We start from the raw sequence: 21,930 nt of genomic DNA, 5'->3' as shown, positions 1-21,930 counted from the left end.
ATCACGGATGCCTTCACTTAAGGATCTGAAAAACCGGATCGCCTCCGTCAAGGCGACGCAGAAGATCACCAAGGCGATGAAAATGGTCGCCGCGGCGAAGCTTCGGCGTGCGCAGGAGGCGGCCGAGGCCGCCCGGCCTTATTCGCAGCGCATGGGTGCGGTTCTGGCGAACATCGCCAAGGCCGTCACCGATGCGGACGGCGCGCCGACACTGATGACCGGGACCGGCAAGGACCAGGTTCATCTGCTGGTGGTCTGCACGGCCGAACGCGGTCTTTGCGGCGGCTTCAACTCGCAGATCGCCCGCTTTGCGCGTGATCATGTGCGCAAGCTGGTTGCCGAGGGCAAGACGGTGAAGATCTTCACCGTCGGCAAGAAGGGTTACGACATCCTTCGCCGCGAATATGCTTCGCTGATCATCGAGCGCAAGGAATTGCGCGACGTCAAGCGCATCGGCTTCGAGAATGCGGACCAGATCGGCAAGCGCATCATCGATATGTACGCGGCAGGCGAATTCGATGTCTGCACGCTGTTCTATTCCGAGTTCAAGTCGGTGATCAGCCAGATCCCGACGGCGCAGCAGCTCATCCCGGCTTCGACGGGCGCAGTGCAGGCCGAAGATGCGGCACATGCCGGCGCAGTCTACGAATATGAGCCGGATCCGGCTTCGATCCTCGAAGACCTGATCCCGCGCAACATCTCCGTCCAGATCTTCCGCGCGCTCCTTGAGAACGTCGCCGGCGAAATGGGCGCGAAGATGAGCGCCATGGACAATGCGACGCGTAATGCCGGTGAGATGATCAACAAACTGACGCTGAGCTACAACCGCCAGCGTCAGGCGCAGATCACCAAGGAACTCATTGAAATCATTTCGGGCGCGGAAGCGCTCTGAGGCTAGGAAAAGAGGGTCAGAAAATGGCTGAGGCAGCTACCCCCAAGATCGGCTCTGTCGGCAGGGTCACACAGGTTATCGGCGCCGTCGTCGACGTTGCTTTCGAAGGCGAACTGCCGAAGATCCTGAACGCGCTGGAAACCACCAACAACGGCGTCCGTCTGGTTCTCGAAGTTGCGCAGCACCTTGGCGAGAACGAAGTCCGGACGATCGCGATGGACTCGAGCGAAGGTCTCGTGCGCGGCCAGGAAGTCAGCGATACCGGTGCTCCGATCATGGTTCCGGTCGGCAACGAGACGCTCGGCCGCATCATGAACGTCATCGGCGAGCCGGTCGACGAAGCAGGCCCGCTGGTCACCGCGCACAAGCGCGCCATCCACCAGGATGCGCCGTCCTATGTCGAGCAGTCGACGGAAGCGCAGATCCTCGTCACCGGCATCAAGGTCGTCGACCTTCTGGCGCCCTACGCACGCGGCGGCAAGATCGGCCTGTTCGGCGGCGCCGGCGTCGGCAAGACCGTTCTGATCATGGAACTGATCAACAACGTCGCCAAGGCGCATGGTGGTTACTCGGTTTTTGCGGGCGTCGGTGAACGCACCCGCGAAGGCAACGACCTTTACCATGAAATGATCGAATCGAACGTCAACAAGCATGGTGGCGGCGAAGGCTCCAAGGCCGCGCTGGTTTACGGCCAGATGAACGAACCGCCGGGTGCGCGCGCCCGCGTCGCTCTGACCGGCCTGACGGTCGCCGAACATTTCCGCGACCAGGGCCAGGACGTTCTGTTCTTCGTCGACAACATCTTCCGCTTCACCCAGGCAGGTTCCGAAGTGTCGGCTCTGCTCGGCCGCATCCCGTCGGCCGTCGGTTATCAGCCGACGCTCGCAACCGACATGGGCCAGATGCAGGAGCGCATCACCACGACGACGACCGGCTCGATCACCTCGGTCCAGGCCATTTACGTTCCGGCCGACGACTTGACCGACCCGGCGCCGGCAACCTCGTTCGCGCATCTTGACGCGACGACGGTTCTGTCGCGCTCGATCGCTGAAAAGGGCATCTACCCGGCCGTCGACCCGCTCGACTCGACCTCGCGCATGCTCGACCCGATGGTCGTCGGCGAAGAGCATTACGAAGTCGCCCGTAAGGTCCAGTCGACGCTGCAGCGCTACAAGGCCCTGCAGGACATCATCGCCATCCTGGGCATGGACGAACTGTCCGAAGAAGACAAGATTGCCGTTGCCCGCGCCCGCAAGATCGAGCGCTTCCTGTCGCAGCCGTTCTTCGTTGCCGAAGTCTTCACCGGCTCGCCGGGCAAGCTGGTTGCTCTCGAAGACACGATCAAGGGCTTCAAGGGCCTGGTCAACGGCGAATACGATCACCTGCCGGAAGCTGCCTTCTACATGGTCGGCTCGATGGAAGAAGCGATCGAAAAGGCCAAGAAGCTCGCAGCGGCTTGATGAGCGACGCGCTAGACGAGATATTCTGCTGCGATTCCTTGAAAGGGGTCGTGGCGGATCTTCCGGAACCAGCCGCGCCCACCATCTATCGTGCCGATAACGGCGTGCGATGATGGTGGTCGGTCTGGTCCAGAGCGAGGAAGGCCTCGGTTATCTCGACCAAGCGATAATGCACTGCCCGTTCTGCGGGACCCAATTGCAAGATGCGAAAGCCATAGCCGAGAAGGTAAGTCACTGATGGCTGACAATTTCAACTTTGAGCTCGTTTCGCCGGAGCGTCTGCTGCTGTCGGAGATGGTGACCGAGGTCGTCATTCCCGCGACGGAAGGCGAAATGACCGTCATGGCGCACCATGCGCCGACGATGACGACGATCAAGCCGGGTGTCGTGAGCGTGCGTTCGGCCTCCGGCAAGAAGCAGGACTATGTCGTGTTCGGCGGTTTTGCCGATATCCTGCCGACCGGCTGCACATTGCTTGCCGAATCCGCGGTACCGGTCGAGGAACTCCACAAGGACGAGCTGACCCGCCGCATCGAGGCTGCCCGCAAGGAACTCGAGGATACCGAGCTGCACGAGCACAAGTCGAAGCTCGAACACTTCATCATGGAACTGACGCATCTGCGCGGCGTCGTCCAGCAGGATTGATCGCAATCGATTTTCAATGAATGAAAGGCGGCCCAACAGCCGCCTTTTTTGTATCTGCTCATCTCCCGGGATCCGGCGGGCAATGTCCGCCGGCAGATTCAAACGAAGAAGCGGCCGCTATGGCCGCTTTGCCGACGTGCCGGATTGTCTCAGAAGCCGGTGCCGCCACGCAGCTCGATGACGAGCGTCTTCAGCAGAATCTTCAAGTCGAGCAACAGGCTGAAATTCCTGACATAGTAGATATCGCAGGCGATGCGGGCGCGGGCTTGCAACGGTCGCGCCGTCGGGCCCCGCCAGCCGCGTGTCTGCGCCAGGCCGGTGATGCCGGGACGCATGATGTGGCGTTGGTGGTAGTCCGGCACCAGTTCCTCGTAGAGCCTGCCGGCCGCACGCATATTGATTGCATGGCAGCGCGGACCGACCAAAGACATCTCGCCCATGAGGACATTGAAAAGCTGCGGCAGCTCGTCGATGTTGGTCCGTCGGAGCAGTGCGCCGATACCGGTCATTCGGCTGTCACCTTTGACGGTCTGCTGAACGCCGCTCGGATCACAATCTTCGGCGCGCATCGAGCGGAACTTGAAGACCATGATCTTCCGGCCGTTCAGTCCCCAGCGGATCTGCCGAAAGAAGACCGGGCCGCCATCATCGAGTTTGATGAAGAGAGCGATCGCCAGAAAAAACGGCGCCAGGACGATGAGGGCGCTGAGTGAGGCGACGATATCGAACAGCCGCTTCACGCCCAGACGCACAGCCATCTTTCTTTCGACAGGTGAAAAGCTATCCGGCTGGCGAATGTTGGAGTTCGCGATAACCAGGGTCTTGGTTTTGTCCTGACGCTGAGACGGATCGAAGCGTGAATTCGTCTTCGAAGTAAAAGCATTCATTACGCAAGGTCCACAAGTTTAGATGCGATACTGAACTACCGGGAGACAGATACATGGTCACGTAACGTTTGTCATGGGTATAAAAAAGAAATTCGTAACCCTAAAGAAGCCAAAAATGGGAGTATTTCGCGTTAACCTTAACGCCTGTAGTTGCGCCGATTCAAAGATTATACTTTGAAAGGAGTAGCCCGATTGGGTTGGCGGGATGTCAGCCGGTTGCCGAGGTCGATCGCCGGTTTCTCCAGCAGGTGGTAGCTGAGGCTGGCGACGAGAAGGACGAGCGCTGCCGCCAGTCCGCAGGACTGCAGCCAGCCGGTGACGACAATTTCCGAGGAGACGCCGAACGAACCAGGATCGAGCCTCTGGATCGATATCAGGATGATCTCCTGCCAGACATAGATGCCGAAGGAGATCTTTGCGATATAGCGGACGGGCGCATTGTCGAGCAGCCTGCCCAGGCGCTGCGAATGGCAGAGCGAAACGAGCGCCGTTGCGATTGCCAGCGGAAAGACCGGGAAGCCATAGGGGATATCGAGCCAGCCGTAAGCTTCAGGGGTGCCGCCCGGCGATATGACGAGGCGGTAGCCGGCAACGGCGAGGGTGAGCAGCGCTGCGGCATCGAACCAGAAGGAGGACCGCCTTCTCAGCATGATCTCGATGCCGGCGGCCAGCGCGCCGAGGGCGAAGATGGCAAAGAAGCCGATCGGATTATATCTCGGCATCCACTCCTTTGCCCCGCCCTGGAGGCCGTACTGCCAGCCGCGTCCGATGTCGTCGAGCGGAAAGACGGTGAGGATCAGCAGATGGGCGAGGAGGACGCCTGCGATGACGCACAGCCAGGCGAAGCGGGCAAGCAGCGGGCGCTGCCTGAGGCGGGGCAAGCGAAACAGCAGGAAAAAGCAGACCGGCAGGAGCACATAGCTGGTGACCTCGAAGGGAATGGACCAGAGGGGTCCGTCGGCTTCGACCGGAAAAAACGTGCGCCAATGCCACTGGCTCATGAACAGCAGCCCGGAGACGTAGCGAAGTGTAAGCTCCGGCGTCAGCGGCAGGGCAAGCAGCGTCAGGCTGAGGACGAAACTGACGGTGGCGGCCACCCAGAAGCCCGGCGCGATGCGCGCCGCCCTGCGGATCGTGTAATGGCGGAGGCTCGGCATCTCGCCGCCGCCGTCGAGCTCGCGCCAGAAGGGATGAGCAAGAAGAAAGCCGCTGAGCACGAAGAAGATGGCAACGCCGAAATTGCCGAAGCGGAGGATCTGCGCAGCCGTTCCCAGTTCGTCGGGAATTCTGCGCATATCCAGCCGGAGCGCGAGATGGTGGGCAAGCACCAGCAGACAAGCCGTCGCGCGCAGAAAGTCCGCTCCGGCCAATCTCTCCTGCTGTCGCATCCTGTCCCTCGCCTTATAGCTCAAGACTTTGCCGCGGAACACCGCGGCGGGCAAGGCCAGGGCTGGCTCAGGCCAGCAGGTCGTTGGTATAATAGGTGGAAAAGTCCGGCTTCTCCTTGAGTGCGGCGCCATTCGCATCGACCAGAATGCCGTTCTCGACCAGGAAGCCGCCGATAGCATCGGCCTTGGCCGGATCGAGGGTGCCGATCACACCGGCCTCGGATTTCAGGAAGTGTCCTTCGATCAATGCCTTCTGCGAAGCTTTCACCAATTCGGCGTTCATCAGCGCGCCGTTGCTCTCTGTTATCAGCAGCGCGCAGGCTTCGTCGGGATGATCGACGGAATAGGCATAACCCTTCCGCGTCGCCTGAATGAAAGCGCGGGCATTGTCCCGATTGGCCGAAAGATAGGTGTCGCTGGAGACGATGACCGTGGTCTGCTCGTCGGGAATGCCATAGTCGGAATAGTGGAAGCGGGCGATTTTCCGGTTTTCCAGTTCGGCGGCGACGCCTTCCCAGGTATAGATCTCCAGGGTGAAATCGATCGAGCCATTGTCCAGCGCCTCGTAGGCGGAGGTGCCGAGCGTGACGGTCTTGACCTCGCCTTTGCCGCCATCATTGCGGATCATCGCGGAAATCAGCGCGCTCTCCCAGGTGCCGCCGAAGCCGCCATAGGTCTTGCCGTCGAGATCCCTCGGGCTCTTGATGTCGTCGCGTCCACCCTTGAAGATCAAGCGCGCTGTTTCGGTCTGAACGACGCCGTAGACCATCTTCACGTCACCACCGCCGGCGCGCTGCGTGATGGCCTCGATCTCGCTGCTGATGCCGAAGTCGGCGACGCCGTTCGAAACCAGCGTTCCGGCACTGGTATCGGCATAGGGTAGAATGTCGACATCGAGGCCCGCGGCGGCATAAAAACCCTTCGCCTTGGCGACATAGATACCGATATGGTTGGTGTTGGGCGTCCAGTCGAGCGCGATGCGAGCCTTTGCGGGCGCCGACTGGGCGAAAGCCGGGCGGCCGGCAAGGCCTGCCGCGATGGCGGCGAGAATCGTCTGGCGACGGGTGAGAAGCAGCATGATGACCTCCTCAGGTCTCTAGAGCATGGTGCCGAAAGTGTGCGCGGTTTTCGACGTCATGCTCTAACTTTTTAAATCAGAACAGGATTCAGATTTTAGGCCGACCGGCCTGAGATCATCCTGTTCTAGCGGATGAAGCAGGGTTTGCAGGATTTCGGTTTCGATCGCCTGGGCCGCCGGCGAGCCGAGATCGGCAAGGCTTCGCGGGCGGGGCAGGTCAACGTGGAATTCGCGGATGATACGCGCCGGGCGGGCCGAAAGCACATAGATGCGGTCGGAGAGGAACACGGCCTCGCGGACATCATGGGTGATCAGCAGCGCCGTCCAGCGGTGTTCGGTCCACATGCCCTGCAGCCATTCCTGGATCTGCGTGCGCGTCAGCGCGTCGAGCGCGCCGAACGGCTCGTCGAGCAGCAGCATGTCCTGGGTCTGGACGACGGTGCGCAGCAGGGCGGCGCGCTGGCGCATGCCGCCTGATAGTTCGGAGGGATAATGATGTTCGAAACCGGCAAGGCCGAAGCGCTCGAACAGCGGCGCCACGGCGGCGCGGGCCGCCCGGCGGCTCATGCCCCGCACCTCGAGGCCGAGTGCCGCATTGTCGATGATCCGGCGCCAGGGCATCAGCGCATCGCGTTGCGGCATGAAGGCGAAGGCATGCGGCGCCCCTTCCAGCGACGCGCCCTTGAAAAGCACGGTGCCGGCATCGGGTCGAAGCGCCTGTGTCAGCAATCGCAGCACCGTCGATTTCCCGGAGCCGGACGGGCCGACGATCGAAACGAACTCGCCGTTTGCGACGCTGAGCGAAATATCGCCGAGCACCTTCATGCCGTCGAAGGACTTGGAGATATTGCGCAGTTCAACCATCTTGTCGCTCATCGACGCCGCTCCGCGGTTGGCTGCCAGGGCATGAGGAGGCGCTGGATGACGAGCGTCAGGCCGAACAGGCAGAGGGTCAGTACGGCGCTGACGACGACGGCGGCGAGCACGAGATCAGGACGGAAATTGTTCTTGGCGTTGAGGATATAGATCCCGAGGCCGCTTGCGGCGCCGGCATATTCGGCAAAGATCGCGCCGACGACGGCATAGGTGATCGAGATCCTCAGGCCGGCGAAAAAATAGGGCAGCGCCGAGGGAAGCCGTGCCAGGCGGAAGATGCGCCAGCGGCTCGCCTTCATCGAATGCAGCAATTCGGCGATGTCGCGGTCGGTCGATTCATAGCCTTGCAGCAGGGCGACGAGCAGCGGGAAGAAGGTGACGAGCGCCACCAGCAGGATCTTCGGCAAAAGGCCGAAACCGAACCATAAGACGACGAGCGGCGCGATCGCTACCAGCGGCAGGGTCTGGCTGGCGATGAAGATCGGCAGCAATGCCCGGCGCATGAAAGGCATGAAATCCATGAGGATCGACGCGGTGAAGGCGAAGGCAAGCGACAGCGCGAAACCGCCGAGTGTCGCACCAAGCGTCGGCCAGGTGTTTGATATCAGCGCCTCACGGTTCAGCCAGCCCTGGATGACGATGCGCGAAGGAGCCGGCAGGATGGAAGGCTTGATGCCGGAAAGATCGACATAGAGTTCCCATGCCGCCAAAAAGGCGCAGCCCGCGAGCAAGGCGGGGAGCCCCCGGTAGAGAGCGGTGCGGAGCGCGGCAAGGCGCGAATCCGATGGTTGCGGCGATGTCATCAGCGTTTGATTTCGGTCTCGATGTCCAGCCGGTCGCGATAGGGATCGAGCGCCTTGACGGCATCGCGAATAATGCCGACGACATTGCCGGACATCGGATAGAGTGACACTTTTGCGCCTGAGAACATTTGAACCTCGCTCCGCTGGCATTACCCAGATCAGCTTTGAAGGGTCCAGAGGCTTGCGCCTCACATCTCAGCCCCGGCAATACGGAGCTCCCCTGTTATTTCGGCGGAAACTATCACCCGGGTTTTCTTCCCGCAACCGCAAATTTGCGAACCCGTCCGCACGGTCGGAATAGCTCTAGAACAGGATGATTTTAGGCCCGGTTGGCCTAAAATCTGAATCCTGTTCTCAATTAAAGAGTTAGAGCATGATGTCGCCCGAAAACCGCGCACACTTTTCGGCATCATGCTCTAATGTGAGGGAAACATCCGAGCGGGATCCCGCTCGGATGTTCCTCGGTGGGCCCGTACCTGCCGGGAACGGGACCGCAGCTTGCTGCCTCAGGCGGCAATATCGATCGGGCTTTACGACCGCAGAAGCAAAGGGTATAAAACCTCAAGCAATATTGAGGTCAAGAGGCGATGGATGGGATTTCGGCAACCCCGCTCGGCAAGCTGCTGACTGTCGGCGAAGTGGCGGAGCGCAGTGGTCTTGCCGTCTCGGCGCTGCATTTTTACGAGACCAAGGGTTTGATCTCGAGCATCCGCTCCCGCGGCAACCAGCGCCGCTATGGGCGCGATGTGCTTCGCCGCCTCGGCATCATCAAGGTGGCACAGCGTGTCGGCATTCCGCTTTCGGAAATCCAGGCGGCGTTCCAGTCCCTGCCGCAGGGGCGCACGCCGACGGTCGCCGATTGGCAGACGCTGTCGGCGCGATGGAAGGACGATCTCGACGCACGAATCAATCGGCTCAGTCTGCTGCGCGACCGCCTGACCGGCTGCATCGGCTGCGGCTGCCTGTCGATCGAAAGCTGCCCGCTGCGCAATCCCTGCGACCGGCTCGGCAAGGAAGGGCCGGGTGCGCGGCTTCTGGAGAGCGAAAACGAGCTGGTTGTTTAGCCCTGGCTTTCCCCGGAAAGATCGATGCCTGCCTTTCTTTCGGTCGGTGTGCTCATATGTTAAGGGCAAGTGACGCAACCGAGGAGGACGGCTTCGTGTTTCATCCCAGACTGTTCGAAAATCGCAATGTCGTCGTCACCGGCGCCGGCCGCGGTATCGGCCTCGAAGTCGCTCGGCAGTTTCTGGATTGCGGCGCCAAGGTGATCGTCCATACCGGGCGCAAGCCGGGGCGGGACCTGCCGGATTTCCTGCTGACGGCTGAATCGGAAAGACGGGCGATGCTGCTGCATGCCGATTTTTCCGCCGCCGGCGGTGCGGCGCAATTTGCCGACGATGTTCTCGCTTTCTTCGACAGGGTGCATGTGCTCGTCAACAATGCCGGCACCATGCTCGGCCGTTTTCCCGCTGCGACGCTGACCGATGCCGAATATGAGGCGGTCATACGGTTGAACCAGACCTCGGTGGTGGCGCTGACGCGCGCATTGCTGCCGGCATTGAAGGCGGCCGAGGGTGCCGCCGTCGTCAACACCGTTTCGATCTCGGCGCTCACCGGCGGCAGCCCCGGCTCCTCGATCTATTCGGCCTCGAAAGCCTTCGTTGCGACCTATTCCAAGGCGCTTGCCCGCGAACTTGCCCCGGATGGCATCCGCGTCAACTGCGTCTCGCCGGGAACGATCGAGACGGATTTCCACGAGCGCTATTCCTCCAGAGAAAAGCTGGAGCAGACCCGGAAATCCATCCCCCTGCAGCGGCTCGGCACGGCCGAGGATTGCGCTCCCGCCTATCTGTTTCTGGCGGCTCCCTTACTCTCGGGATACATTACCGGCCAGGTGATCGAGATCAATGGCGGACAGCTTATCTGCTGATTTACTTGGACCTTTTTTGGCATTTCATCACTATTGACCAATTCGTTTGTGCGAATATGCTATTGTGCTGATCTACCAAATCGCCTCCCTTCCGAGATATCGAATGCCGTTGCCTAAACCGGAGCCGGGGATGACCGGCCAGGACTTGCACATACTCGCTGGAAAAGCCCATGAAGCGAGCGATCTGCTGAAAGCTTTGGCGCATCACACCCGATTGCTGATCCTCTGTATCCTGGCGAAACAGGAGCGGACGGTCGGTGAAATCGAAAATATTCTCGGCATTCAGCAGGCGATGGTTTCGCAGCAGCTTGCGCGTTTGAGGCTCGAAGGCCTGGTCAACACGCGCCGTCAGGGCAGGCTGGTTTATTACAGTATCGGCAATGTCAGCGTGCTTGCCTTCCTCGAATCGCTGTTCGATCTTTTTCCCGCTGCGGAAAACTGTTAAAGCGCGTCGCCTTAACTTGATTCATTCCCTTGCGGAGCACGGTTGCTGTGTCGAAGATGAGGCCGGACGCGAAATGTCGCGGGAGACCGGATGATCGACAAGCTGGAATTCTTCATCGCCCTTGCCAATGAAAAGCATTTCGGCCGCGCTGCGGAGGAGTGCGGGATCTCGCAGCCGACGCTTTCGGCCGCGATCCGCCAGCTCGAGGATCAGCTCGGGGTCATGCTGGTGCAGCGCGGTTCGCGTTTTCAAGGGCTGACGCCGGAGGGGCAGCGCGTGCTCGAATGGGCCCGGCGCATCGTCGGCGACGCCCGCACCATGCGCGAGGAAATGCGCGCCGCCCGCCGCGGTCTTTCCGGCCACATTCGCCTTGCCGCCATTCCGACGGCGCTCGCTATGCTTTCGCGCATCACCACGCCCTTTCAGGAGCGGCATCCCGGCGTCACCTTCTCGATCGTCTCGCGCAACTCGCTGCAGGTGCTGAGCATGCTCGAAAACCTCGAAATCGATGCCGGCATCACCTATCTCGAAAACGAGCCGCTCGGCCGTGTCACCAGTGTTCCGCTCTATGCCGAGCGCTATCATCTGATCACGGCTGCCGGCAGCCCGCTCTCCGATCGCGACAATGTGACCTGGAAGGAAGTCGGCGATCTTCGGCTTTGTCTATTGACCGCCGACATGCAGAACCGCCGAATCATCAATCGGCACCTGACGGAAGCCGGTGCCACGGTGCATCCGACGCTCGAATCCAACTCGATGATCGTGCTGTTCTCGCATGTTCGAACCGGCCGCTGGGCGAGCATCATGCCGCGCAATGTCGCCAAATCTTTTGGTTTTCCGGTGGAAATCCGGATGATTCCGATCGTCGAGCCGGAGGCGCATCACCTGGTCGGGCTTGTGGCGCCCTATCGTGAGCCCTTCACGCCGCTCGTCTCGGCCTTGCTGCATGAGGCGAGAGTGCTCGTGCAGGATGAGGAACTTTGATAGGAAAAACCTATCAACCGACGTGATAGCTTTATTGATCGCCAGCGGCTTCCTTGAGATGCTGTCGGCGGAATAGCACTCGGGCTGGAGGAGGCCGCCATTCCGCAACGAGCAAGCCGTCGGGAGGGCTGCCTATGACCATTCATATCGCCGAAGGCGATATTGCCGCGCGCACTCGTGCCATCATTGCCGATCTTCGCTTCCTCGAAGGGCCGCTGCTTCCCATTCTGCACGAGGTTCAGGACGAATTCGGTTATGTGCCGCAGGAAGCCGTGCCAGTGATCGCGGAGGAACTGAACCTCTCCCGCGCCGAGGTGCATGGCGTCGTGACCTTCTATCACGATTACCGCGACCACCCCGCAGGCCGGCATGTGCTGAAGCTCTGTCGCGCCGAGGCCTGTCAGTCGATGGGCGGCGATGCGGTCGCCGCGCGCGTCAAGACGCTGCTCGGCATCGATTTTCACCAGACGACGCTCGACGGCAGCGTGACGCTGGAGCCGGTCTATTGTCTCGGGCTCTGCGCCTGCGCCCCATCGGCGATGCTCGACGGCGAGGTCTATGGCCGGGTTGACGATCAGCTGGCGGCGGAACTCGTTGCGGAGGCGCGCCGATGAGCATCAAGATTTATGTTCCGCGCGATGCCGCTGCGCTGGCGCTCGGGGCCGAAAAGGTGGCAAAGGCGATTGCCCAGGAGATCGCCGCCCGCGGCCTCGATGCCGAGATCGTGCGCAACGGCTCGCGCGGAATGTTCTGGCTGGAACCGCTTGTCGAGATCGAGGTCGCCGGCAAACGCATCGGCTACGGACCGGTGAAAGCAAGGGATGTGCCGGCATTGTTCGACGCCGGGATGATGACCGGCGGCGATCACCCGCTCTGTCTCGGGGAGGTTGAAGACCTCCCGTTCCTGAAGGAACAGACTCGCCTGACCTTCGCCCGCTGCGGCATCACCGATCCGCTGTCGCTGGTCGACTACGAATCGCATGGTGGTCTAGCCGGCCTTCGCCGGGCCGTTTCGATGACATCCGCCGAAGTCGTCAAGGAAGTCACTGATTCCGGCCTGCGCGGGCGCGGCGGCGCCGGCTTTCCCACTGGGATCAAGTGGAAGACTGTTCTCGATGCTGCCGGGGACCGCAAATATATCGTCTGCAATGCCGATGAGGGCGACAGCGGCACCTTTGCCGACCGGATGATCATGGAGGGTGATCCCTTCGTGCTGATCGAGGGGATGGCGATATCAGGACTTGCCACCGGCGCGACGAAGGGCTTCGTCTACACGCGTTCGGAATATCCGCATGCCATCGCGGCAATGACTGCGGCCGTCGGCATCGCGCGGCAGGCCGGGATACTCGGCCTATCGGTGCTCGGCTCGGGCCGCGCCTTCGATATCGAGGTGCGCACCGGCGCCGGCGCCTATGTCTGCGGCGAGGAGACGGCGCTGCTGAACAGCCTCGAAGGCAAGCGCGGCGTCGTGCGCGCCAAGCCGCCGCTGCCGGCGCATAAAGGGCTGTTTGACTGTCCGACCGTCATCAACAATGTGATCTCGCTCGCCTCCGTGCCTGTCATCATGGAGAAGGGTGCGGCCTTCTATCGCGATTTCGGCATGGGCCGCTCGCGCGGCACCATCCCGCTGCAGGTCGCCGGCAATGTCAGATATGGCGGTCTTTACGAAACCGCCTTCGGTCTTTCGCTCGGCGATATCGTCGACAGGATCGGCGGCGGCACGGCGACAGGACGGCCGATCAAGGCCGTGCAGGTTGGCGGACCGCTCGGGGCCTATTTCCCGCGGGCGCTGTTCGACACGCCGTTCGACTACGAAGCCTTCGCCGCCAGGGACGGACTGATCGGCCATGCCGGCATCGTCGTCTTCGATGATACCGCCGACATGCTGAAGCAGGCGCGTTTCGCCATGGAATTCTGCGCCGTCGAAAGCTGCGGCAAGTGCACGCCCTGCCGCATCGGCTCGACGCGCGGCGTCGAGACGGCCGACAAGATCGCCCATGGCATCGAGCCGGAGAAGAACCGGGCGCTGCTCACCGATCTCTGCAACACGATGAAATTCGGCTCGCTCTGCGCGCTCGGCGGTTTCACGCCCTATCCCGTGATGAGCGCCATGACGCATTTCCCGGAAGATTTTTCGCCGGCGCCGATCGCGGAGGCGGCTGAGTGATGGTTTTTTATTCGAAGTTGCCCCTCACCCTAACCCTCTCCCCGCTTGCGGGGGTCCGAAGGACGAGTCGAGACGCGTGGCTCGACCCCGGGCGGTGCCGGCAGGCGGATGAGGGGCATCCCTCGACACAACCGACACAGAAATCTATCGGAGGAGCAAGCCATGTCTCTCATCCATGAAATCGACTACGGCACTCCTGCTTCGACATCCGAGGTGATGGTGACACTCACCATCGACGGGCAGCAGATCAGCGTGCCGGAGGGCACGTCGATCATGCGCGCTTCGATGGAGGCCGGCATCACGGTGCCGAAGCTCTGCGCCACCGACATGATCGATGCCTTCGGTTCCTGCCGGCTCTGTCTTGTCGAGATCGAGGGCCGCAATGGTACGCCTGCCTCCTGCACGACGCCGGTGGCGGCCAACATGGTGGTGCACACGCAGACGGGACGGCTGAAGGATATTCGCCGCGGCGTGATGGAGCTTTATATTTCCGACCACCCGCTCGACTGTCTGACCTGTGCGGCCAACGGTGATTGCGAATTGCAGGACATGGCGGGCGCCGTCGGCTTGCGCGACGTGCGCTATGGCTATGACGGCGACAATCATGTCAGGGCGCGCAACAATGGCGAGATCAATCTGAAATGGACGCCGAAGGACGAGTCCAATCCCTATTTCACCTTTGATCCCTCCAAGTGCATCGTCTGTTCGCGCTGCGTGCGCGCCTGCGAAGAGGTGCAAGGCACCTTCGCGCTGACGATCGAGGGGCGCGGTTTCGGCTCCAAGGTTTCCTCGGGTGCGCATGAAGCCTTCATCGATTCCGAATGTGTCTCCTGCGGCGCCTGCGTCCAGGCCTGCCCGACGGCGACGCTGACGGAGAAGTCGGTGATCGAGATCGGCCAGCCCGAGCATTCGGCCATTACCACCTGCGCCTATTGCGGCGTCGGCTGTTCCTTCAAGGCGGAGATGCGCGGCGAGGAGCTGGTGCGCATGGTGCCGTGGAAGGATGGCCAGGCCAATCGCGGCCATTCCTGCGTCAAGGGCCGCTTTGCTTACGGCTATTCCTCCCATAAGGACCGCATCCTCAACCCGATGATCCGCGAAAAGGTCAGCGATCCCTGGCGGGAGGTGAGCTGGGACAAAGCCTTCGCACATGTGGCGTCGGAGTTCCGCCGCATTCAGTATCAGTATGGCCGCGAGTCGATCGGCGGCATCACCTCGTCGCGCTGCACCAATGAGGAAACCTATCTGGTGCAGAAGCTGGTCCGGGCCGGCTTCGGTAACAATAATGTCGATACCTGCGCCCGCGTCTGCCATTCGCCGACCGGCTACGGTCTCGGCCAGGCCTTCGGCACCTCGGCCGGCACGCAGAATTTCGACAGCGTCGAACAGTCCGATGTTGTCGTCATCATCGGCGCCAATCCGACGGACGGGCATCCGGTGTTCGCCTCGCGGCTGAAGAAGCGGCTGCGCCAGGGCGCCAAGCTGATCGTCATCGATCCGCGCCGCACCGATATCGTCCGGTCGCCGCATATCGAGGCTTCTTACCACCTGCCGCTGAAGCCGGGCACCAATGTCGCCGTCATGACGGCGCTGGCGCATGTGATCGTCACCGAAGGGCTCTATGACGAGGCGTTTATCCGCGAGCGCTGCGACTGGTCGGAATTCGAGGACTGGGCTGGTTTCGTCGCCGAACCGGCGCACAGCCCCGAAGAGACCGAGATCTTCACCGGCGTGCCGGCTGCGGATCTGCGCGGCGCGGCAAGGCTCTATGCCAAGGGCGGCAACGGCGCGATCTATTACGGTCTCGGCGTCACCGAACACAGCCAGGGTTCGACCACCGTCATCGCGATCGCCAATCTGGCGATGGCGACCGGCAATATCGGCCGTCCAGGCGTCGGCGTGAACCCGTTGCGCGGCCAGAACAATGTGCAGGGTTCCTGCGACATGGGCTCCTTCCCGCACGAGCTGCCGGGCTACCGGCACATTTCCGACGATGCGACGCGCGATATCTTCGAAAAGCTCTGGGGCGTGAAGATCAACAACGAGCCGGGTCTGCGCATTCCGAACATGCTGGACGCGGCGGTCGACGGTTCCTTCAAGGGTCTCTACGTCCAGGGTGAGGACATTCTCCAGTCCGATCCCGATACGAAACATGTCGCGGCCGGGCTTGCGGCGATGGAATGCGTCGTCGTCCAGGACCTGTTCCTCAACGAGACCGCCAATTACGCCCATGTCTTCCTGCCGGGCTCGACCTTCCTCGAGAAGGACGGCACCTTCACCAATGCCGAGCGCCGCATCAACCGGGTGCGCAAAGTGATGACGCCGCGCAACGGCTATGGTGACTGGGAGGTGACCCAGAAGCTTGCTCAGGCGATGGGGCTCGACTGGAATTACGCCCATCCGTCGGAGATCATGGACGAAATTGCCGCTACGACGCCGAGTTTCGCCCTGGTGTCCTACGATTACCTCGAGAAGATGGGCTCGGTGCAGTGGCCCTGCAACGAGAAGAACCCGCTCGGCTCGCCGATCATGCATGTCAATGGCTTCGTGCGCGGCAAGGGCAAGTTCATCCGCACCGAATATGTGGCCACCGACGAGCGCACCGGCCCACGCTTCCCGTTGCTGCTCACCACCGGCCGCATCCTCAGCCAGTACAATGTCGGGGCGCAGACGCGGCGGACCGAGAATGTCGTCTGGCATGCGGAAGACCGGCTGGAAATCCATCCGCATGATGCCGAGCAGCGCGGCATTCGCGATGGCGATTGGGTGAAGCTCGTCAGCCGGTCCGGCGACACCACGCTGAGATCGCTGATTACCGATCGTGTTGCACCTGGTGTCGTCTATACGACCTTCCATCATCCCAATACGCAGGCGAACGTCATCACCACCGACTTTTCCGACTGGGCGACGAATTGCCCTGAGTATAAGGTGACGGCGGTGCAGGTTTCGCCCTCCAACGGGCCGAGCGACTGGCAGATGGAATATAACGAGCAGGCACGGCAATCGCGCCGCATCGCCGGCAAGCTCGAGGCAGCGGAGTGAAAATGCGGGGGTGGTTTGGCAAGAAGGGATTTGCATCATGACCTTCCAGACCACCGCCCGTGCTCCCGAAACCGCCCGCCGCAACGGCCTCATGCACTCCGGCTCCCGCATCGTGCCGGAAGAAGTGCCGATTGCCTTTTCCTATGGCGGCAGCTCGCATGCGGTGATGATGGCGACGCCCGATGATCTCGAGGATTTCGCCGTCGGTTTCAGCCTGACCGAAGGGATTATCACTGAACGCACCGAGATAGCGGCCATCGAGATCGTCGAAGGCGAGCAGGGGATCGATGTGCAGGTGAGCCTTGTCGACGACGTTGCCGATCGGTTGCGGGCACGACGCCGCAGCATGGCGGGGCCGGTCGGCTGCGGGCTCTGCGGCATCGAATCGATCGAGCAGGCGGTGCGGCCGGTGCCGGATGTCTCGGCATCGCCGCTGGCGCTGTCGCATGCCGATATCGTACGCGCCGTCTCGCTGCTGAACGAGGCGCAGCCGCTGCATCGGGAGACCCGGGCGGTGCACGGCGCCGGCTTCTATCTTCCCGGCCAGGGACTGGTTGCCGTGCGCGAAGATGTCGGCCGGCATAATGCGCTCGACAAGCTCTGCGGTGCCGTCATCGACGCCGGCGAAAACGGCCGGAACGGCGCCGTCGCCGTGACCAGCCGGCTCTCGGTCGAGATGGTGCAGAAGGCGGCGATCCTCGGTTCTCCCGTGCTCATCGCCATTTCAGCGCCGACAGCGCTTGCCATCCGCACGGCCGAAGAGGCCGGCATGACGCTCGTCGCCCTGGTGCGCGGCGAGGATTTCGAGATTTTCACCCACCCGCACCGCATCTCGCCCGGAAGCATCGCCGATGTCGCATGATACCAAGACCAAGCTCGTCTATATGGCAAACCAGATTGCCACCTTCTTCAAGAGCCAGCCGGCAAGCGAGGCCGTAGAAGGGGTCGCCAATCATATCAACAAATTCTGGGAGCCGCGCATGCGGCGGCAATTGTTTGAGATTCTCGACAAGGAGGAAAACGGCCTGGATGCCCTCGTGCTGCAGGCCGCTCCCTTGATCCGCAAACCGGAGCCGCAGGTAAACCAAGCCCAGTAATCCAAAAATGGCGCATGCGGGAGAGGGGCCAGCACCACGTTGCAAGCGAAGTCGGCGGACGTTAAAGCCGGGCCGACTGGTTCCTTCTGCACGTTCACGGGCGGACTGGACGCCACGGCGATGCCCGGTAACGCTGAAGGCGACCTTCGCGCTCTTCGGGTGAGATATCAAAGCGCGCCGCATGGACCTCATGCGGCGCGCTTCTTCCTCGCTACGCAGAAACAATCGCGAGCTATGGGGGCGTGGCTCAGAACTCTTCCCAGCTCTGCACCGTTGCAGCGGCAGCGCCGTAGGCCTTGCCGACGCGGGAAACGAGATGCAGCGCTGGCGAGCCTGTCTGTCTTGCTTCCGGCCTGCCGGCGGTCTGAGGCCCGGTCTGGGTGCGGGTCTGACCGGGCAGGCGGAACCGTGCCAGCAGGGCCCGCAGCGTTTCGGCTTCCTTTGCCAGGCTATGGCTGGCAGCGGTGCTCTCCTCGACCATGGCGGCATTCTGTTGGGTTGCCTGGTCGAGCGAATTGACTGCCTGGTTGATTTCCTTGAGGCCGGTTGCCTGTTCCCGTGAGGCTTCGACGATGGCGACGACGTTGCCGTTGATATCGCCGACCTGGGTGACGATCTCCTCGAGCGCCTTGCCGGTCTGGCCGACGAGGCCGACGCCGTTCTTGACGAGGTCGCTCGACGTATTGATCAGCGCCTTGATCTCCTTGGCCGCCTTGGCGGAGCGCTGGGCGAGCTCGCGGACTTCCTGGGCCACCACAGCGAAACCCTTGCCGGCTTCGCCGGCGCGGGCGGCTTCGACGCCGGCATTCAGCGCCAGGAGATTGGTCTGGAAGGCGATATCGTCGATGACGCCGATGATATTGGTGATTTCGCGCGAGGACTGCTCGATCTGGTCCATGGCGGCGACGGCGTTGCGGACCACGACGCCCGATTGCTCGGCGCCCTGCTTGGTCACGGCGACAAGGCGGCCCGCCTCATCGGCGCGGCGACTGGAATCGTTGACGGTGGTGGTGATCTCCTCCAGCGCGGCTGCGGTTTCTTCGATCGACGCGGCCTGCTGTTCCGTCCGCTTGGAAAAGGAGTCCGCCGATGTACCGATCTCGCTCGACCCGGCGGCGATCGCAACGGCATTCTCGCCGATGGTCTTCATCGTATCGGCAAGACCTTTGACCGCAGTGTTGAAGTCGTGGCGCAGCTGCTCCATCGAGGGGACGAAGGGTGTGTCCACCGTCATCGTCAGATCACCTTCGGAAAGCTGGCGCAGCGCGCCGCCGAGCTGGGAAATCGCGCTCATCCGCTGGGTGACGTCGGTCGCGAACTTCACGACTTTATAGACTTTGCCGTCGGCATCGACGATCGGGTTATAAGCTGCCTGGATCCAGATTTCGCGGCCGCCCTTGCCGAAGCGGACGAATTCGTTGGCGATGAATTCGCCATTGGCAAGACGCCGCCAGAAGCTGCTGTATTCCTCGGTGCGGGTATGGGCCGGGTCGCAGAAGATGCTGTGATGTTTGCCGGCGATTTCGGCCAGCGAATATCCCATGGCCTGGCAGAAATTCTCGTTCGCAGTCAGGATGTCGCCCTTCGGGGTGAATTCGATCACTGCCTGCGAGCGCGAGATCGCTTCCAGTTTGCCGGAATCTTCGACCGCCTGCTTTTTCGCCGCTGTGATGTCGGCGGCGAATTTCACCACCTTGAACGGCTTTCCGCCTTTGGAAACGGGATTATAGGACGCCTGGATCCATATCTCCCTGTTGCCCTTGGCAAGACGCTTATAGGCGCCGGCATCATATTCGCCGCGTCCGAGCCGCGCCCAGAAGGCGCGATATTCGGGCGTCGCCGTGTAGGCCGGTTCGCAGAACATGCTGTGATGCTTGCCGACGATCTCGTTGAGGCGATAACCCAGGGCGTTGCAGAAATTCTCGTTCGCCGTGAGAATATTGCCGTTGAGATCGAATTCGATGATCGCCTGCGATTTGGAGATGGCGTCAAGAATGTATTTCGAATCGGAGGCTAGACCAAACATTCTTGTCCCTTTGAGATGCACAGCTTGCGCTGTTTCGGCTGGAGAAGCGAAGGGGCTGGCGAGGTATGCCGGTGCAGGGGACAACCGGTCTCCGGTTATCACTGCCTCTGTACCGGAGACTTATCATCCGTATGCTTCACCCCCATACTGAAGGAACGTGGTTAATTTAACGTATAAAAGCTATTGCTAATAATATGATGTGATACCGATGAAGGCGGCGATTTACCTCAGACGCGCAACAAAAAACCGCCCTGGGCGGGCGGTTTTCAACTCTACGAATTGCTTGATGGCGATCAGGCCGCCAGTTCATCCGTCTCGTTTTCCTTGAACATCTTGGCGAGGTTCAGGAAGCAGATCATGCCATTTTCCGAGGCGATGATGCCTTCGCAATAGGCGCGGTCGAAGGAGGCTGTCACCTCGGGCACCGGCTGGACCTGGCTGGACGAAATGGTGAGAATATCCGAGACGCGGTCGACCAGCATGCCGATGACCATGCTGTGAACTTCGGCGACGACGATGGCGCTGCGTTCGTTGGCGACGGTGCTCTTCATGCCGAGCTTATAGGCAAGATCGATAATCGGGATGACCGAGCCGCGCAGGTTCATGACGCCGATGACATCGGCCGGCGCGTGCGGGATCGGCGTCGACGGCGCCCAGCCGCGGATTTCGCGGATGGTCGTGGTCTTGACGCAGAATTCCTGATCATGCAGGCGGAAGGCAATGATCTCGAGCGTATCGCCGCTGAAGCTAGTGGAATTGATCGTGGTCATAGAATTCTTCCCAACTGTCGTAAGCCAGGGCAGAAGCGGGCGCACCACCATTGGCGCGGACGAGCTTTGCCTTCACACCACGCGATGGCTTTGCGCTCGGCCCAGCATCGTTACGGTTATCGACGACATTAGCGGAAGAGTATTGCCCAAATCTAAATCGGGAACCGGATTTGCGAAGGTTTCGTCCTCGATTGACCTCAGCTTATGGTCTTTTCGATCTGCGAGACCGCCCAATCGACCTGCTCCCTGGTGATGACCAGCGGCGGAGCGAGGCGAATCGTATGGTCATGCGTATCCTTGGCGAGCAGGCCGCGTTCCTTCAGCGCATGACAATATTGCCGCGCGCCGCCGGCTTCGGGTTCCAGTTCGACAGCCATCATCAGGCCGCGGCCGCGCACGTCCCTGACGATGTTCGAGCGGATCGACCTGAGGCCTTCGAGGAAATAGTCGCCCATATCAGCGGCGTTCTCGATCATGCCCTCTTCCGTCAGCACCTTCAGCGCGGCGCGCGCCACTGCGCAGGCGAGCGGATTGCCGCCGAAAGTGGAGCCATGCTGGCCGGGCTTCAGTACCCCCAGTACCGCGGAATTGGAAAGCACCGCCGAGACGGGATAGAAGCCGCCGGACAGCGCCTTGCCGATCAGCGTCACATCGGCCTCGATGCCTTCATGTTCCTCCGCCAAGAGCTTGCCGGTGCGGCCGAGGCCGGTCTGGATCTCGTCGAGGATGAGAGTGACGTTGTTATCGGTGCAGAGCTCGCGGATGCGGGTGAAGTATCCGGCCGGCGGGATGATGACGCCGGCTTCCCCCTGGATCGGCTCGATCAGGGCGGCGACCGTATTGCCGTTGATGGCGGCCTCGAAGGCTTCGGCATCGCCGAAGGGAATGGTGCGGAAGCCCGAGGTGTAGGGGCCGAAGCCGGTGCGGGCGTCGGGATCGGTGGAGAAACTGATGATGCTCAGCGTCCGGCCATGGAAATTATCGGCGCAGACGATGATCTCGGCCTGGCCTTCCGGTACACCTTTGACCTCGTATCCCCATTTGCGCACCGCCTTGATGGCGGTCTCCACCGCTTCGGCGCCTGAGTTCATCGGCAGGATCTTGTGCGATCCGGTCAACGCCGCGAGCTCTTCATAGAGATAAGCGAGCTGATCGTTGCGGAAGGCGCGGGAGGTCAGCGTCAATCTTCCCGCCTGCTCGACCATGGCGGCGAGGATTTTCGGGTGACAATGGCCCTGGTTGACGGCGGAATAGGCCGAGAGGCAATCGAGGTAACGATTGCCGTCGGTATCCCAGACATGAACACCTTCGCCGCGGGTCAGCACCACGTCGAGCGGCTTGTAATTGTGGGCGCCGAGACGCTGTTCGGTGGCGATCAGTTTTTCCGAAGTGTTCATGGTTCTTCCCCCTCTAGATCATGATGCCGATAGGCGGGCGGGC

At 61.5% G+C, this 21,930-nt stretch carries 20 protein-coding genes, 2 pseudogenes and 1 riboswitch; of the genes and pseudogenes, 13 read left to right on the top strand and 9 right to left on the bottom strand.

What is annotated here, in order from left to right; translation table 11 throughout:
- Positions 1 to 7: 7 nt before the first annotated feature.
- The 4 genes and pseudogenes from CO657_RS18745 to CO657_RS18730 all read left to right on the top strand — a co-directional run bounded on the left by CO657_RS18745 (position 8) and on the right by CO657_RS18730 (position 2,997).
- Positions 8 to 892 (top strand): F0F1 ATP synthase subunit gamma, encoded by an 885-nt coding sequence (locus tag CO657_RS18745; RefSeq protein ID WP_003589852.1) that lies wholly within the window; start codon positions 8 to 10, stop codon positions 890 to 892.
- 23 nt (positions 893 to 915) lie between these two features.
- The gene (gene atpD / locus CO657_RS18740; RefSeq protein ID WP_003589853.1) at positions 916 to 2,352 is read left to right on the top strand and encodes a F0F1 ATP synthase subunit beta; all 1,437 of its coding nucleotides are present in this window, start codon (positions 916 to 918) and stop codon (positions 2,350 to 2,352) included.
- Positions 2,352 to 2,590: pseudogene (locus CO657_RS18735) on the top strand (hypothetical protein). Before atpD ends, CO657_RS18735 begins: the two are co-directional and overlap by 1 nt.
- Positions 2,590 to 2,997: a F0F1 ATP synthase subunit epsilon gene (locus tag CO657_RS18730; protein WP_003589854.1), complete on the top strand. Its 408-nt coding sequence runs from the start codon at positions 2,590 to 2,592 to the stop codon at positions 2,995 to 2,997. The pseudogene CO657_RS18735 and the gene CO657_RS18730 overlap by 1 nt, the downstream one beginning before the upstream one ends.
- Positions 2,998 to 3,146: 149 nt before the next feature.
- Here the strand turns inward: CO657_RS18730 and CO657_RS18725 are convergent, their stop codons facing one another.
- The 6 genes and pseudogenes from CO657_RS18725 to CO657_RS37925 all read right to left on the bottom strand — a co-directional run.
- Positions 3,147 to 3,884, bottom strand: coding sequence for a sugar transferase (locus CO657_RS18725; RefSeq protein ID WP_003589856.1), 738 nt, complete (start codon positions 3,882 to 3,884; stop codon positions 3,147 to 3,149).
- A gap of 167 nt (positions 3,885 to 4,051) precedes the next feature.
- The gene (locus tag CO657_RS18720; RefSeq protein ID WP_054182448.1) at positions 4,052 to 5,272 is read right to left on the bottom strand and encodes an acyltransferase family protein; all 1,221 of its coding nucleotides are present in this window, start codon (positions 5,270 to 5,272) and stop codon (positions 4,052 to 4,054) included.
- A gap of 67 nt (positions 5,273 to 5,339) precedes the next feature.
- Positions 5,340 to 6,350: an ABC transporter substrate-binding protein gene (locus CO657_RS18715; protein WP_054182449.1), complete on the bottom strand. Its 1,011-nt coding sequence runs from the start codon at positions 6,348 to 6,350 to the stop codon at positions 5,340 to 5,342.
- A 63-nt stretch (positions 6,351 to 6,413) separates the two neighbouring features.
- Positions 6,414 to 7,226 (bottom strand): ABC transporter ATP-binding protein, encoded by an 813-nt coding sequence (locus CO657_RS18710; RefSeq protein WP_054182450.1) that lies wholly within the window; start codon positions 7,224 to 7,226, stop codon positions 6,414 to 6,416.
- Complete coding sequence (locus CO657_RS18705) at positions 7,223 to 8,029, bottom strand: ABC transporter permease (RefSeq protein ID WP_054182451.1); 807 nt, start codon at positions 8,027 to 8,029, stop codon at positions 7,223 to 7,225. The genes CO657_RS18710 and CO657_RS18705 overlap by 4 nt, the downstream gene beginning before the upstream one ends.
- 11 nt (positions 8,030 to 8,040) lie before the next feature.
- A pseudogene (locus tag CO657_RS37925) lies at positions 8,041 to 8,157 on the bottom strand (YkoF family thiamine/hydroxymethylpyrimidine-binding protein); the annotation flags it as partial.
- Positions 8,148 to 8,261: riboswitch (TPP riboswitch) on the bottom strand. Its footprint overlaps the pseudogene before it by 10 nt.
- Before the next feature lie 355 nt (positions 8,262 to 8,616).
- Here CO657_RS37925 and soxR point away from each other — a divergent pair.
- The 9 genes from soxR to CO657_RS18660 all read left to right on the top strand — a co-directional run bounded on the left by soxR (position 8,617) and on the right by CO657_RS18660 (position 17,694).
- Positions 8,617 to 9,093: a redox-sensitive transcriptional activator SoxR gene (gene soxR, locus CO657_RS18700; RefSeq protein ID WP_012559181.1), complete on the top strand. Its 477-nt coding sequence runs from the start codon at positions 8,617 to 8,619 to the stop codon at positions 9,091 to 9,093.
- Between the two features lie 95 nt (positions 9,094 to 9,188).
- A complete protein-coding gene (locus CO657_RS18695; protein WP_054182452.1) occupies positions 9,189 to 9,959 on the top strand; it encodes an SDR family NAD(P)-dependent oxidoreductase in 771 nt (256 codons plus the stop codon).
- A 103-nt stretch (positions 9,960 to 10,062) separates the two neighbouring features.
- Positions 10,063 to 10,404, top strand: coding sequence for an ArsR/SmtB family transcription factor (locus CO657_RS18690; protein WP_003589868.1), 342 nt, complete (start codon positions 10,063 to 10,065; stop codon positions 10,402 to 10,404).
- A 90-nt stretch (positions 10,405 to 10,494) separates the two neighbouring features.
- Positions 10,495 to 11,388, top strand: coding sequence for a LysR family transcriptional regulator (locus tag CO657_RS18685; protein WP_003589869.1), 894 nt, complete (start codon positions 10,495 to 10,497; stop codon positions 11,386 to 11,388).
- A 134-nt stretch (positions 11,389 to 11,522) separates the two neighbouring features.
- A complete protein-coding gene (locus CO657_RS18680) occupies positions 11,523 to 12,002 on the top strand; it encodes a formate dehydrogenase subunit gamma (protein WP_054182453.1) in 480 nt (159 codons plus the stop codon).
- Entirely contained in the window at positions 11,999 to 13,555 is a 1,557-nt protein-coding gene (locus CO657_RS18675) for a formate dehydrogenase beta subunit (protein WP_054182454.1), read from the top strand. Before CO657_RS18680 ends, CO657_RS18675 begins: the two co-directional genes overlap by 4 nt.
- Before the next feature lie 162 nt (positions 13,556 to 13,717).
- Positions 13,718 to 16,597 carry a formate dehydrogenase subunit alpha gene (fdhF, locus tag CO657_RS18670; RefSeq protein ID WP_054182455.1) on the top strand — a complete coding sequence of 960 codons (2,880 nt, stop codon included), beginning with the start codon at positions 13,718 to 13,720 and terminating at the stop codon, positions 16,595 to 16,597.
- 37 nt (positions 16,598 to 16,634) lie between these two features.
- The gene (gene fdhD / locus CO657_RS18665) at positions 16,635 to 17,459 is read left to right on the top strand and encodes a formate dehydrogenase accessory sulfurtransferase FdhD (protein WP_054182456.1); all 825 of its coding nucleotides are present in this window, start codon (positions 16,635 to 16,637) and stop codon (positions 17,457 to 17,459) included.
- Positions 17,449 to 17,694 (top strand): formate dehydrogenase subunit delta, encoded by a 246-nt coding sequence (locus tag CO657_RS18660; RefSeq protein ID WP_003589874.1) that lies wholly within the window; start codon positions 17,449 to 17,451, stop codon positions 17,692 to 17,694. Before fdhD ends, CO657_RS18660 begins: the two co-directional genes overlap by 11 nt.
- A 247-nt stretch (positions 17,695 to 17,941) precedes the next feature.
- Here CO657_RS18660 and CO657_RS18655 read toward each other — a convergent pair whose 3' ends face one another.
- From CO657_RS18655 to rocD, 3 genes are all read right to left on the bottom strand, one after another.
- Positions 17,942 to 19,720, bottom strand: a complete 1,779-nt coding sequence (locus CO657_RS18655; protein WP_054182457.1) for a methyl-accepting chemotaxis protein — start codon at positions 19,718 to 19,720, stop codon at positions 17,942 to 17,944.
- 293 nt (positions 19,721 to 20,013) lie between these two features.
- The gene (locus CO657_RS18650) at positions 20,014 to 20,490 is read right to left on the bottom strand and encodes a chemotaxis protein CheW (RefSeq protein ID WP_003567163.1); all 477 of its coding nucleotides are present in this window, start codon (positions 20,488 to 20,490) and stop codon (positions 20,014 to 20,016) included.
- Positions 20,491 to 20,687: 197 nt separating this feature from the next.
- Positions 20,688 to 21,887: an ornithine--oxo-acid transaminase gene (gene rocD / locus CO657_RS18640; protein WP_012559172.1), complete on the bottom strand. Its 1,200-nt coding sequence runs from the start codon at positions 21,885 to 21,887 to the stop codon at positions 20,688 to 20,690.
- Positions 21,888 to 21,930: the final 43 nt, after the last annotated feature.

The organism is Rhizobium acidisoli (genome assembly GCF_002531755.2).
Classification (GTDB): Bacteria; Pseudomonadota; Alphaproteobacteria; order Rhizobiales; family Rhizobiaceae; genus Rhizobium; species Rhizobium acidisoli.
Note: the sequence above shows the minus strand (reverse complement) of the source record. Positions and strands in the feature narration are given on the sequence as shown.

Excerpts from the sequence above, each read along its gene's own strand:
- CO657_RS18650 (WP_003567163.1), bottom strand. The coding sequence starts at position 20,490 with ATGACCACGATCAATTCCACTAGCTTCAGCGGCGATACGCTCGAGATC.
- CO657_RS18725 (WP_003589856.1), bottom strand. The coding sequence starts at position 3,884 with ATGAATGCTTTTACTTCGAAGACGAATTCACGCTTCGATCCGTCTCAG.
- CO657_RS18655 (WP_054182457.1), bottom strand. The coding sequence starts at position 19,720 with ATGTTTGGTCTAGCCTCCGATTCGAAATACATTCTTGACGCCATCTCC.
- fdhD (WP_054182456.1), top strand. The coding sequence starts at position 16,635 with ATGACCTTCCAGACCACCGCCCGTGCTCCCGAAACCGCCCGCCGCAAC.
- CO657_RS18685 (WP_003589869.1), top strand. The coding sequence starts at position 10,495 with ATGATCGACAAGCTGGAATTCTTCATCGCCCTTGCCAATGAAAAGCAT.
- soxR (WP_012559181.1), top strand. The coding sequence starts at position 8,617 with ATGGATGGGATTTCGGCAACCCCGCTCGGCAAGCTGCTGACTGTCGGC.
- CO657_RS18730 (WP_003589854.1), top strand. The coding sequence starts at position 2,590 with ATGGCTGACAATTTCAACTTTGAGCTCGTTTCGCCGGAGCGTCTGCTG.
- atpD (WP_003589853.1), top strand. The coding sequence starts at position 916 with ATGGCTGAGGCAGCTACCCCCAAGATCGGCTCTGTCGGCAGGGTCACA.
- fdhF (WP_054182455.1), top strand. The coding sequence starts at position 13,718 with ATGTCTCTCATCCATGAAATCGACTACGGCACTCCTGCTTCGACATCC.
- CO657_RS18690 (WP_003589868.1), top strand. The coding sequence starts at position 10,063 with ATGCCGTTGCCTAAACCGGAGCCGGGGATGACCGGCCAGGACTTGCAC.
- CO657_RS18660 (WP_003589874.1), top strand. The coding sequence starts at position 17,449 with ATGTCGCATGATACCAAGACCAAGCTCGTCTATATGGCAAACCAGATT.
- CO657_RS18745 (WP_003589852.1), top strand. The coding sequence starts at position 8 with ATGCCTTCACTTAAGGATCTGAAAAACCGGATCGCCTCCGTCAAGGCG.
- CO657_RS18720 (WP_054182448.1), bottom strand. The coding sequence starts at position 5,272 with ATGCGACAGCAGGAGAGATTGGCCGGAGCGGACTTTCTGCGCGCGACG.
- CO657_RS18715 (WP_054182449.1), bottom strand. The coding sequence starts at position 6,350 with ATGCTGCTTCTCACCCGTCGCCAGACGATTCTCGCCGCCATCGCGGCA.
- CO657_RS18710 (WP_054182450.1), bottom strand. The coding sequence starts at position 7,226 with ATGAGCGACAAGATGGTTGAACTGCGCAATATCTCCAAGTCCTTCGAC.
- CO657_RS18680 (WP_054182453.1), top strand. The coding sequence starts at position 11,523 with ATGACCATTCATATCGCCGAAGGCGATATTGCCGCGCGCACTCGTGCC.
- rocD (WP_012559172.1), bottom strand. The coding sequence starts at position 21,887 with ATGAACACTTCGGAAAAACTGATCGCCACCGAACAGCGTCTCGGCGCC.
- CO657_RS18675 (WP_054182454.1), top strand. The coding sequence starts at position 11,999 with ATGAGCATCAAGATTTATGTTCCGCGCGATGCCGCTGCGCTGGCGCTC.
- CO657_RS18705 (WP_054182451.1), bottom strand. The coding sequence starts at position 8,029 with ATGACATCGCCGCAACCATCGGATTCGCGCCTTGCCGCGCTCCGCACC.